Here is an 11,113-nt window from a genome sequence, read left to right as displayed (position 1 = left end):
TGCTGCCGCAGCACGTGCCGGAGCAGTCGGCGGTCGACCTGGCCTACCGCTATCTGCCCACGGACGACGTGACAGGCGTCGGCGGTGACTGGTTCACCCCGGTCAACGGCGGCGCCGTCTACTGCCTCGGCCTGGTCAACATGTCGGCGATCGGGCACACGGGCTGGGCCCTCGGCGTCGGCCGGCGGCTCCTGGACGAGCTGAAGCGGGTCGCCGCGGCGCGGACCGGTTCGCGGGGTGCCGCGGTTGACACCTCGCAGTTCCACGCCGAGTACGCGACGGCGGAGGCGAGGCTTCGGGCAGCCCGGGCCTGGGTGAACGACGTCTGGCAGGACGTCGAACAGGCCCTGGACCAGGGTGAGTTGCCGAGCACGGAGCAGGACACCCTGATCCGTCTCGTCCTGAACCACACGACCTCGACCGTGTACGAGGTGGGCCGCAGCGTGCACCGCTGGGCCGGCTCGGCGGCGATCCGCCGCGGCCCCGTCGACCGCTTCCTGCGCGACCTTGGGACGGGCACGCAGCACATCACGTCGAGCCCTGTCGTGCTCCAGAACTGCGGCAAGTGGCTGAGCGGTGCCCGGCCGGACGCCCGGTGGAGCTTCCTCGACCTGACCTGACCATCCGGGGCCGGCGAGCGGGGCCCGACCACCTGGGGCCGGCCCCACCAGGGATCCGGTCCCCGTCACCGCCGTGCCGTTCATTTGAGCCGGGCAGCCGGACAGCCGGGCTCGTCGCCGGTCGGCTCTGCCGACGGCTTTTCGGTCCGAGCGGACGCGGACGGCGTGGCCAACTGCTCTTCAGCCGGTGTGGACGATCTCTCACTACCGGCCGACGACACGTCAAGAGGTCACGCGGGATCCGGGGGAACGGTTCCCGAGACTGTCCAGGCGTGGACGCCGACCGGTTCACGGAGGGCCCCGGGTCCGCGTGCCCCGTTGCGCGAGGACCAGCAAGGTCCACCTCAACGCGGACGGGCCGCGCAGATGACCGGGGTCGGCTTCTGCTGGCCCTGCCGCGAGGTCGACGGCCAGGCGGCCCGGCGCCTCTCCCCCGGCGGAGCGCCCGCCGGAGGCAAGCTGCCGCCCGCACCGCGGGCCCGGCTCGCCGCGCCCGTGCTACCGGGTGACCATGGAGACGAGACCGGCCCTGGGGCCAGGTACTGGAGACTCCCGTGGCGCACCCCCACACAACCGACGTACTTCCGCCGCGCCCGTCCCCTCGGCCGGCACACCGCTAGCGTTGGCTCCCATGATCGTATGGCTCAACGGCACCCACGGCGCAGGCAAGACGACGACCAGTGCACTCGTGCAGCAACTGATCCCGGATTCGCGGGTGTTCGACGCCGAGAAGGTCGGCGAGACGCTCATGGACATCACGCCGGGGCTGCCCGGGACGGACAACTTCCAGCACTGGCCGCCGTGGCGGCCGCTCGTCGTGGAGACCGCCCGCCGCGTACTCGACTACACCGGCGGCACTCTGGTGATGCCCATGACGGTCCTGGTCGAGGAGTACTGGCGCGAGATCAGCACGGGCCTCGCCCACCACGCCATTCCTGTACGGCACTTCGTCCTCCACGCCGACCAGGACACCCTCCGCGGGCGTATCGCGGGAGATACGGTTCTCGGCCCCAACTCCCCCTTCCGCCTCAAGTACCTCGAGCCCTACGCCGAGGCGGCCCGCACCTGGCTGCACAGTGAGGCCGAGGTCGTCGACACCACGCACCTCACGCCCGCCCAGGCCGCTCAGCAAATCGCAGAGGCCGTCAGGAGTTGAGGGCCGCCCGGCTCACCAGGTCTTGCCGGCCTGCTCTCCGATCATGCGGTTGATCCGGTTGAAGAAGGTGGTCAGCGCGATCTCCAGGATGATCGCGTTCAGCTGCTCCTCGCCGAACTGATCGGCGGCGGCGTCCCAGATCTCGTCGGTCACGCCCGGCGCGCCGTCCTGGAGCCGGGTGGCGGCCTCGGTCAGGGCGAGGGCCGCACGCTCCTGCCCTGCGTAGAAGGGTGTCTCGCGCCACGCGACCACGTTGTGCAGCCGCTCGTCTGTCTCACCGGCCTTCTTCGCCGCCTCGATCGAGGCGAAGATGCACGGGCTGCAGCCGTTGATCTGGCTGGTACGCAGATGGATCAGCGACAGCAGGTGCTTGTCGGCGCCCCCGGCTGGATGTCCGACACCAGCCCGACGGACCCGATGGCCGAGGCGTTCGAGCCCCAGCGCGACCGGCTGCGCGCAAGTCGCCCACCGCATGTTCGGATCGCACGCGGATGCCGAGGACGTGGTCCAGGAGGCCTGGCTGCGCCTCTGCCGCCAGGACGCGGCGACCATCCACAACCTCGCCGGCCGGCTGACCACGGTGGTCGGCCGGATCAGCCTCGATGTCCTGCGATCGCGCCAGGCCCGCCCGGAGGCGTCTTACGACGAGGGCCTCTCCGAGCTCGTGGTGACGCTCGACGACAGTCCTGCTTCCGAGGACGACGCGGTGCTCGCCGACTCGGTCGGGCTCGCGCTGCTCGTCGTCCTGGAGTCGCTCGGGCCGAGCGAACGCCTTGCGTTCGTGCTGCACGACCTGTTCGCGGTGCCGTTCGTCGAGATCGGCCAGATCCTCGGCAAGTCCACCGCCGCCACCAAGACGCTCGCCAGCCGCGCCCGCAGGAAGGTACGGGCGCTAGAGCCGCCAACCGGCGTCGGACAGGAGCAGCGAGAGGTGGTGGAGGCCTTCCTCGCGGCGGCTCGTCGCGGCGACGTTGATGAGCTGCTGCGGGTACTCGATCCCGAGGTGGAACTGACCGTCGACACCCCCTCCGGCGTAGTCGTGGCCCTCGGCGCCACCAAGTCGCCTCCGGCGCGCAACTGTCCGCCGGCGCGGCCGCACAGGGGCGGGCGGTGCTCGTCAACGGCCTCCCGGGGGTCATCTCCTGGCACGAGGACGGCACTCCGCTCTCGGTCCTCGCGTTCACCGTCGTCGATGGCCGGATCAGCGACATCGCGGTCGTGGTCGACCCGGCCAGGCTCGCCCTGATGGACCTGCCGGATCCGGCGTGAATCCCTGCTAGAAGGTGTAGCGGGTGTGGCTGAACACCTGGCCGTCGTGCCCGAAGCCGTACGCCGTGCCGGGTGCCACCGCGAACAGCAGGTCGTTGCCCTTGCGGATACTGTCTCCGAAGCCGTAGAAGGTCCCCTCCGGCGAGGTGATGTGGTCCCCGTACTGCTCCTCGAACGCGGCGATGACCTCGTCCTGCCGCGCCGGATCCGTCACCCGCTCCGCCGTGCCCTCGACCACGATGTCGAGGCCTTCGGAGAGTGAGTTGCGCCCTGTGGTGAGTACGCAGTGGGCATTGCCGGCCAGGTTCTTCGCCTTCTGCTCGCCCGGCCCGGTGCTGAAGTGCAGCGCCCCGTCGTGCCAGGCGGCGATCAGCGGCGTGACGTGCAGTCGGCCGTCCGGCCGGACCGTGGTGATCCAGAAGACCTCGGCGGCCCGCAGCCCGCGCTGGGCCTCGGCCCAGTCGGTGGCGGTGACGTTCTCCGCTCCCGGGCGCGGGTTGAGCGCGGAGCTGTAGCGAGCGTCGAGCTCGGTCCTGGGCTGCTTCGGCGTCATGCGGAACTCCTTTCCCTCTTCCTTCTTGAAACGAAGGCTACGCAGTCCGGCACCCGACGGCGCGCAGGCCCGGTGGGGCGCGGCACGGCGCAGCACGGCGCATCCGGGTCGTGTCACTGCGTCACTACAGGAGCGGCGGGATCCGTCGGCACACCAACTCCCGGCCAGTTTCTCCTTTCTGAGGACAAAGCATGGACGACGCGAGGCCCGCTTCGTACGCTGGGCGTCGCTCTCGTACGGAAGTCAGTGCAAGGCGCGGCCGAATGCCGCCGCCCGCACCACCGGTATGTGCAGGAACTCCACTCCGCGGACGCGGGCGGCCGAGGCGGCCCGGGCCGCCTCGCAGCGCGCAGCAGGAGACAGAGTGACGCCACCTCATGAGCACCCCACGCGCACCACGCGCCCCACACGCCCGACGTTCCCATCCCGGATCCGACGGCATACGCGTCTGAGACGGCGTCGAGCCACCGGGATCCTCCTCGGGCTGCTGCTGGCCGGGGGCGCGCTCACCTCTCCGACCACCGCCGGCGCCGACATCGACACCGACGCCGGCCGGAAGCCCTTCGCCGACCTGCCGCCGCAGGAACCCGGCGTCACCCTGCGGGTGTTCGACATCCAGTCGCCGCTCAGCAAGCTCTGCGACCTCAAGCCCGCCCAGACCCCCAACGTCGACAAGCTGATCCCCACCGTCGACTGGTCCTCCACCGAAGGCTTCGGGTTCAGCGACAACTTCGTGTCGCAGATCACCGGCAACATCAACGTCCCCGCCGACGGCGCATACACCTTCCGTCTGATCAGTGATGACGGCTCCCGTCTCTTCATCGGCGACAAGAAGGTCGTCGATCACGACGGACTGCACGGCGCCGAGCCCAAGGACGGCGAGATCACGCTCACGCCGGGCTACCACCCCTTGCGCATCGACCACTTCGACCGCAGCTACGACCAGCAGGTCACCCTGCAGTGGAAGCCGCCCGGCGCCGACGCCTTCACCCTCGTACCGAATTCCGTGCTCAGCACCGACGCCGGCGTGGTGCGCGTCACCGCGCCCGGCCGCAAGGAGTGCGAGGGCAGCTACGACACCCCCGGCGACGGCCTCCCGCTCACCTCGGTCAACCCCGGCTACACCCTGACCGACCTGCGCCCCAAGGGATTTGAGCCGCAGGTGTCCGCGATGGACTGGCTGCCCGACGGCCGGCTCGCGGTGACCACCTGGGGCGGCAGCCAGGAGACCAAGGGCCAGGTGTACGTCCTGGACAACGTCACCGGCGACACCGGTCCTGACAAGGTCACGTACAAGAAGATCGCCGATGGGCTCAAGGAGCCGATGGGCATCAAGTACGTGGACGGGAAGCTGTATGTGTCCGAGAAGCATCAGCTGACCGAGCTCGATGACATCGACGGGGACAACGACGCGGGCGAGACGCGGAAGGTCGCCGAGTGGCCCTACGGCGGGAACTTCCACGAGTTCGCCTTCGGGCTGCTCTACGAAGACGGGAATTTCTATCTGAATCTGTCCGTCGCCATCAACTACGGCGGCGCGACGACCGATCCGCAGCCCGCCGCCAACCGCGGCACCACCATCAAGGTCAACAAGGCGAGCGGGAAGGTCAGTTACCTGGCCGGCGGTCTGCGCACACCCAACGGCATCGGCCGCGGACCGGACAATGAACTGTTCGTCACCGACAACCAGGGCGGCTGGCTGCCCGCCTCGAAACTCGTACACGTCAAGCAGGACCGGTTCTTCAACCACTACACCAATCCCGACGGGCCGTTCGACGACAAGAGCGTCACCAAGCCGGTGCTGTGGCTGCCGCAGAACGAGATCGCCAACTCCCCCAGCACCCCGATGACCGTGAAGAAGGGGCCCTTCGCCGGGCAGTTGATGTTCGGTGACGTCACCTACGGCGGGCTGCAGCGCGCCGACCTGGAGAAGGTCGGCGGCGAATTCCAGGGCGCCGTGTTCCGGCACACCCAGGGACTGGAATCCGGCATCACCCGCATCTCCACCGGGCCCGACGGGGCCATCTACACCGGCGGACTCGGCGCCGACGGCAACTGGGGCCAGGAAGGCAAACTCCGCTTCGGCCTGCAAAAGCTCACCCCGAACGGCAAGACCGCCTTCGACATCAAAACCATGCGGGCCACCCGCGACGGCTTCAAGCTCACCTACACCAAACCGCTGTCGGACAAGACCGTAGAGAAACTGACCAGCGGCGCCTACTCCGTCGAGCAGTGGCGCTACGCCCCCACCCCCGCCTACGGCGGCCCGAAGGTCGACGAGGAATCCCTGCCCGTCACCGGCGCCCGCGTCTCGGATGACCGCCGCACCGTCCACCTGACCATCCCCGGCCTCAAGAGCGACCGGGTGGTGCATGTGCGCTCGCCGCGTCCCTTCTCCTCCGCCGACAATGAGCAACTGTGGTCCACCGAGGCCTGGTACACCCTCAACGCACGCCCGGGCCACGATGAGCCGGTGACCTCCTACGACGCCGAGTCGGCACGGCTGTCCGGCGGCGCGGACATCGACACCGAGCACGCCGGCTACACCGGCGGCGGCTTCGTCGACGGCATCAAAGACCCCGGCGCATCCGTCACCTTCGACGTCGAGGCCCCCGCCAGGGGCACCTACGCCGTGGGCCTGCGCTACGCCAACGGCCCCCACCCCTCGGCCGGCACCAAGACCCTCGGCGTCAGCGTGAACGGCGGGAAGGCGCGCCAGACGAGCCTCCCCTCGACCGAGACCTGGAAGCGCTGGTCGACCAAGACCGAGCAACTCGCCCTGCGCAAAGGCCACAACACCATCACGTACGCCTACCGGCCCGAAGACACCGGCAACGTCAACCTCGACATGATCGAGGTACGCCGGCCCAACAGCCGCATCGACCTTTTCTCCGGCGGCAGCACTTCCACCGCCTGGCAGCACACCGACGGCCGCAGCGTCGAATGGCCGCACACGGCCGAGAAGTCGATCGAAGTGTGCTGCGGGGACATCCGCACCAAACAGGCCTTCGGCGACTTCAAGCTGCACGCCGAATTCCGCGTACCAAAACTGCCCGACGACGTCACGGGACAAGACCGCGGCAACAGCGGTATCTACCTTCAGGAACGCTACGAGATCCAGATACTCGATTCGTACGGAGTGGAGAAACTCGCCGCGAACGAAGCCGCGTCCATCTACAACAAGAAGGCCGCCGACCACAACGCCTCGACCGCGCCCGAGACTTGGCAGACGTACGACATCACTTTCCGCGCCGCACGCTTCGACGCCGACGGAAAGAAGACCGCCGACGCCAGGATCACCGTGGTGTGGAACGGCAAGAAGGTCCACGACAACGTGGCCGTCGACGGCCCGACCGGCGCGGGCGATCCCGAATCCGCGGCAACCGGCGCGATCCGACTGCAGGACCACGGCAACAAGGTCCGCTTCCGCAATATCTGGATCGAACCGGTCGACTGAACCAGAGCACTCAACCAGAGGCCGATCGATCCGGTGCTCTCCGGGCTGCCGTCTAGGCGCGACCCGGAGAGCACTACCGGACGAAGCCGGTAGTGAGCGCGAGATGTTCGCGGTTCGTGGTACCTGGCGCGTGGCCCGGCAGGCCGCAGTCCACCACCCGCACTCCTCCAGCAACGAAGACGGCGAAGTCCGGCACATGCACCGTCAGGCACTGCCCTGCCCAGCCGACTCAACTGCACCGCCCGCCAGATCCAGTACTCATCCGCCGGATCAGGTGCTCAGTCACAGCTGTTGCGGATGCGGCACGCGGATCAGTCGCTGGTGGCGGTGACCAGCACCTTGTGCAGGTGTGGCGCGATGGTGGCCAGCACGTCGGCGGTGACTCCCGACCGAGACGGGGAGACGTCCGCGAGGGCCTCTTGAAGGATTTCCCGGTGGATGGCGTGGTACCGCTCCGGTGCCTCGCTGCCGAGCGGGGTGATGCTCATGTGGAAGGCGCGCGCGTGGCAGAGGCCGCTGACCGACGGCTCAAGGACCGGTGCCTCCAGTTACGTTCAGTGTCATCCGACGGGCCCGCCTCGGTCAGGAAGCGGCGGGGGATTCGATGGATCCTTGGTCTTTGGGAACGCCGAGGGTCCCTGGACAGACGGGATGGGCGGCGATGTCCGTTCCTGGGTTGACGGTGACCACTGCTGCGGCGGCCGGCTGCCGTTCGGCTCCTTGGCCTGAGCTCTTCGCGGACTGCACGAGGACCATCGACGGGTGGACGAGGTAGATGTCGAGGCGGACCCAGCCATGAGCGTCACGCAATCGCCTTCAACTGTGCCCGTGCGCCCCTGAATGCCTACGGCTTCGGGTCCTCGACCAGCTGAGTCCTGGGAGGCCGGCACCTCAGCGTCACGACCGGCCAGGGTGCTCGAGGCGTTCCGTGGGACCGGCGAAGGACAGGAACGTGGTCCGGGTGGCGAGCAGCCAGGTGCCGTCCACCTTGCGGAACGTGTCCTCGTAATGCCCCACTTGAGCCGGGGGCCGGGGCGGCACCATGCCCTCGGAGTAGCCGTCGACCCGGTACGTGGTGAGGTAGGAGGTGGCAGCGGCTGCCTCCGGAGAGATCACGGTGACCAGCATGTTGGTGCACATACGACGCGACAGCCGGTCCTCGGGCCGACTGCCGAAGTAGTCACGAAGAGCCTCGCGGCCCGCTATGTGACGATCGCCGGCGGGCCATGCCCAGATCCCGTCCGGCGTGAACAGGTCCGCCACCGAGCTCGGGTCCCCGAGGTCGAGCCGGCGGACGAACTCGACAATCAGTCGCTCACAAGCTCGCTCGGCGATGAGACGTTGCATCGGGTCAAGGGGCTCGACATCCATGATCAACTCATAGCAGACTCATGCATGGGAACGGGAGGTTTCCCCGAGCGGCACTCAGCATGCACGCCGTGCCCCCTCGTCCTGTGTTCCGCTCCTCCCACAACGACGCCGTTTCACAGAACTGCGGACAGAGCCCCGAAATTGGTTCTGACCGCGCTTCCGTGACGGCTACGTCAGACGAACCGCGTCCAGGCCGCCGGCCGCCGCGCAACCACATGAGCAGCGTGGGGCTTTGTCGCCGAAGGCCCTCGGGGGCGACGCCAGGCCGGGCCGTCACGGAAGAGACGTCAAAACCTTCTACTCGGCCGGGGTCCGGCCAGGTGCGCACTCAGATGTGAGCAGAGTGCGCAGGTCGATGACACGGTAGCCGCGGGCGTTGAGCGCCTTGAGGATCCGGGGCAGGGCATGGGCGTCGATCACCTCGGTGCGGCCCTGTGACGCCCCGAGATGCATCTGCAGGACCGCTCCCGGACGCAGGGCGTCCAGTGCCCTGTCCACTGCGCGGTCCACCGTCATGCCGCCTCCGGTCCCCTTCCATCCGTTGGTGTCGGCGGTGTACTCGATGTCTGCGAACCCGAGGGCGTTGACCTCCCTGATGTGAGCGGGACTGGTCTCGCTGTACGGGAACCGGAAGAACGGCGTCACGGCGCGGCTTGCCCCGGCCGCGCGAAGGGCTCGGTCCGCCGCCGCCACTTCGTGCCGTCGTCCGGCTTCGGCCAGGTCCTTGAAGTGGGGGTGGCTGAAGGAGTGGTTGCCCAGCCCGTGGCCGGCTGCCGCGATCTTCCTCACCACCGCGGGGTAGCGGTTGGCGAAGTCGCCAGTGAGGAAGAACGTGGCGGGTGCGCGATGGCGGGCGAGCTCACCGAGGATGTTGTCCAGGCCGGCATCGTTCCAGGCCGCGTTGAACGTCACGGCGATCACCCGCTCGCGCGTACGGATCACCCGGTTCTCCGATCCGAACAACGCCCGCAGTCCCTTGTCTTCCACGGTCACCGCCGGGTGCACCGCGACGGCCTCGGTCGGCTGGGCCACTGGCCCCTGCGCGAGGGTCCACAGCAGGACGGCGAACACGGGGCCTGTCCTGAGCAGGCGCCAGGCGAGAGGGCGGCGGTCCATGATCACAGAAAGTGAGTGCATGCTCCAGCCATCGGCCGACCGAGCCCCACCCTTGAGCACCTACCGCCTCCGCCCACGACGGCCCGTGAAACCTGTCACGCGGCGCAGCCTGGCCGCTACCCTGCCGGCCACCTAGAACGCACACACCGGCCAAGTAGAGCGCTGACCAGCCAACTAGGGCCTGTTGCGAAAGTGGATCAAGGTCTCGGATGATCCAGGATCGTGGGGGGGGGTGGTGATCTGACGAACGGGCAGTGGGCGCGGCTGGAGCCGTTGTTGCCGCAGGGCAGGACGCGCGGTCGGCCGCCAACGTGGTCGCGTCGACAGCTGATCGACGGCATACAGTGGCGGACCAGGACTGGTTCACCGTGGCGGGATCTCCCGGAGCGGTACGGACCGTGGGACCGGGCCTACGATCTGTTCCGGCGGTGGCAGCGCGACGGCACCTGGAAGCGGCTCTTCCAGCAGCTACAGGCAGAGGCCGATGCGAAGGGCCTGATCACATGGGATGTGAGTGTGGACTCCACGATCGCCCGGGCCCACCAGCACGCGTCCGGGGCGTGTAAAAGGGGGACCTGCAGAAGGAGCCTCCCGGCGGTATCGACACCGAGCCTGACGACCACGGCCTCGGTCGCTCGCGCGGCGGGCTGATCACCAAGCTGCACCTGGCGGTCGAGCAGGGGCAGAAGCCACTATCCCTGCTCGTCACCGCCGGTCAGCGGCACGACAGCCCCATCCAGCCGATTCTGGAGGGCATTCGAGTGGCCCGCATCGAGCCGGGCCGGCCACGTACCAGGCCGGACAAGGTGCGCGCCGACAAGGCGTACGGCTCTCGCGCGAACCGCACCTACCTCCGCAGGCGAGGAGTCCGCTGCACGATCCCGGAGAAGTCCGACCAGGTCCTCAACCGCAAGAAGCTCGGTTCACGCGGTGGCGCTCAAGGCGGGGCGTCATCACGCTCTCGGACGAGGGTCAGACGCCGCGAAGGAAGGCCTTGGCTTGGCGGCGGAGGGTCGGAGGGGCGTCGGACCAGACCGGAGTGCGCATCACCTCGCGTAGCTTGACCTCCTTCACCTCCCGTGGGGCGTCCCTGCGCAGGCCAACGTGTGGCCACAGCTGGTCCAGCTCGTCGTATGGGAGGTCCCAGGAGACGCCGATGCCGGACTCGGGAGTGCCGGGCGGCGGGGGGCCTCTTCGAGCCGGAGCGTGCCGAGCAGCCGCCGTAGCTGATCGGGAGTCAGCTCTCCATGGGAGAGCGCCCGGAGCGCGGGCCAGAGCATGGGGATGGCTCCTTTCTTGGCTTTCTTCAGATAAGTCACGCCCCGGACGAGGTCAGGTCGGACTTCCGTCAGTTGTAGGACCGCTTCATCGATTCATCGGACCAGCAAGGAGGTTTTGACGTCTCTTCCGTGACCGCCCGGCCTGGCGTCACCCCCGAGGGCCTTCGGCGACAAAGCCCCACGCTGCTCATGCGGTTGCGCGGCGGACGGAGAGGCCGGATTTGTCCGGCAGTTGAGGGTTCGGTGTGTGGGGGGGGGGGGGGGGGGGGCGCTGGGGGGGGGCGGGGGGGC

The 11,113-nt window shown here is 68.7% G+C and carries 10 protein-coding genes and 1 pseudogene; 6 read left to right on the top strand and 5 right to left on the bottom strand.

What is annotated here, in order from left to right; genetic code table 11:
* Both AB0G47_RS40755 and AB0G47_RS40750 read left to right on the top strand, forming a co-directional pair.
* Positions 1–620: acyl-CoA dehydrogenase family protein (locus AB0G47_RS40755; protein WP_360781145.1), on the top strand; the 620-nt coding region annotated here is incomplete at its 5' end.
* Between the two features lie 631 nt (positions 621–1,251).
* On the top strand, positions 1,252–1,776 hold the full coding sequence (locus tag AB0G47_RS40750) for an ATP-binding protein (RefSeq protein WP_360781142.1): 525 nt from the start codon (positions 1,252–1,254) through the stop codon (positions 1,774–1,776).
* Positions 1,777–1,788: 12 nt separating this feature from the next.
* On the opposite strand, the gene AB0G47_RS40745 is transcribed toward AB0G47_RS40750, so the two are convergent.
* Entirely contained in the window at positions 1,789–2,217 is a 429-nt protein-coding gene (locus AB0G47_RS40745; protein WP_360781151.1) for a carboxymuconolactone decarboxylase family protein, read from the bottom strand.
* On the opposite strand from AB0G47_RS40745, the pseudogene AB0G47_RS40740 reads away from it, so the two are divergent.
* A pseudogene (locus tag AB0G47_RS40740) lies at positions 2,167–3,045 on the top strand (sigma-70 family RNA polymerase sigma factor). The gene AB0G47_RS40745 and the pseudogene AB0G47_RS40740 sit on opposite strands and share 51 nt — an antisense overlap.
* A 7-nt stretch (positions 3,046–3,052) precedes the next feature.
* On the opposite strand, the gene AB0G47_RS40735 reads toward AB0G47_RS40740, so the two are convergent.
* A complete protein-coding gene (locus AB0G47_RS40735; protein WP_360781138.1) occupies positions 3,053–3,598 on the bottom strand; it encodes a pyridoxamine 5'-phosphate oxidase family protein in 546 nt (181 codons plus the stop codon).
* 364 nt (positions 3,599–3,962) lie between these two features.
* On the opposite strand from AB0G47_RS40735, the gene AB0G47_RS40730 reads away from it, so the two are divergent.
* On the top strand, positions 3,963–7,055 hold the full coding sequence (locus AB0G47_RS40730) for a family 16 glycoside hydrolase (RefSeq protein WP_360781135.1): 3,093 nt from the start codon (positions 3,963–3,965) through the stop codon (positions 7,053–7,055).
* Between the two features lie 311 nt (positions 7,056–7,366).
* Here the strand turns inward: AB0G47_RS40730 and AB0G47_RS40725 are convergent, their stop codons facing one another.
* The 3 genes from AB0G47_RS40725 to AB0G47_RS40715 form a co-directional block, all read right to left on the bottom strand.
* Positions 7,367–7,543 carry a hypothetical protein gene (locus tag AB0G47_RS40725; RefSeq protein WP_360781133.1) on the bottom strand — a complete coding sequence of 59 codons (177 nt, stop codon included), beginning with the start codon at positions 7,541–7,543 and terminating at the stop codon, positions 7,367–7,369.
* Between the two features lie 409 nt (positions 7,544–7,952).
* Entirely contained in the window at positions 7,953–8,426 is a 474-nt protein-coding gene (locus AB0G47_RS40720; protein ID WP_360781130.1) for a nuclear transport factor 2 family protein, read from the bottom strand.
* A 297-nt stretch (positions 8,427–8,723) separates the two neighbouring features.
* On the bottom strand, positions 8,724–9,542 hold the full coding sequence (locus tag AB0G47_RS40715; RefSeq protein WP_360781127.1) for a polysaccharide deacetylase family protein: 819 nt from the start codon (positions 9,540–9,542) through the stop codon (positions 8,724–8,726).
* 222 nt (positions 9,543–9,764) lie between these two features.
* Between AB0G47_RS40715 and AB0G47_RS40710 the strand changes: the two genes are divergently transcribed.
* Positions 9,765–10,193, top strand: a complete 429-nt coding sequence (locus AB0G47_RS40710) for an IS5 family transposase (RefSeq protein ID WP_360781124.1) — start codon at positions 9,765–9,767, stop codon at positions 10,191–10,193.
* Positions 10,118–10,606, top strand: a complete 489-nt coding sequence (locus AB0G47_RS40705; RefSeq protein ID WP_360781148.1) for a transposase — start codon at positions 10,118–10,120, stop codon at positions 10,604–10,606. Before AB0G47_RS40710 ends, AB0G47_RS40705 begins: the two co-directional genes overlap by 76 nt.
* Positions 10,607–11,113: the final 507 nt, after the last annotated feature.

The sequence above is a fragment of the Streptomyces sp. NPDC021622 genome (assembly GCF_040640795.1).
Lineage (GTDB): Bacteria > Actinomycetota > Actinomycetes > Streptomycetales > Streptomycetaceae > Streptomyces.
Note: the sequence above shows the minus strand (reverse complement) of the source record. Positions and strands in the feature narration are given on the sequence as shown.

Coding starts and splice junctions, on each gene's coding strand:
- AB0G47_RS40725 (WP_360781133.1), bottom strand. CDS start 7,543: ATGAGCATCACCCCGCTCGGCAGCGAGGCACCGGAGCGGTACCACGCC.
- AB0G47_RS40715 (WP_360781127.1), bottom strand. CDS start 9,542: ATGGACCGCCGCCCTCTCGCCTGGCGCCTGCTCAGGACAGGCCCCGTG.
- AB0G47_RS40735 (WP_360781138.1), bottom strand. CDS start 3,598: ATGACGCCGAAGCAGCCCAGGACCGAGCTCGACGCTCGCTACAGCTCC.
- AB0G47_RS40750 (WP_360781142.1), top strand. CDS start 1,252: ATGATCGTATGGCTCAACGGCACCCACGGCGCAGGCAAGACGACGACC.
- AB0G47_RS40720 (WP_360781130.1), bottom strand. CDS start 8,426: ATGGATGTCGAGCCCCTTGACCCGATGCAACGTCTCATCGCCGAGCGA.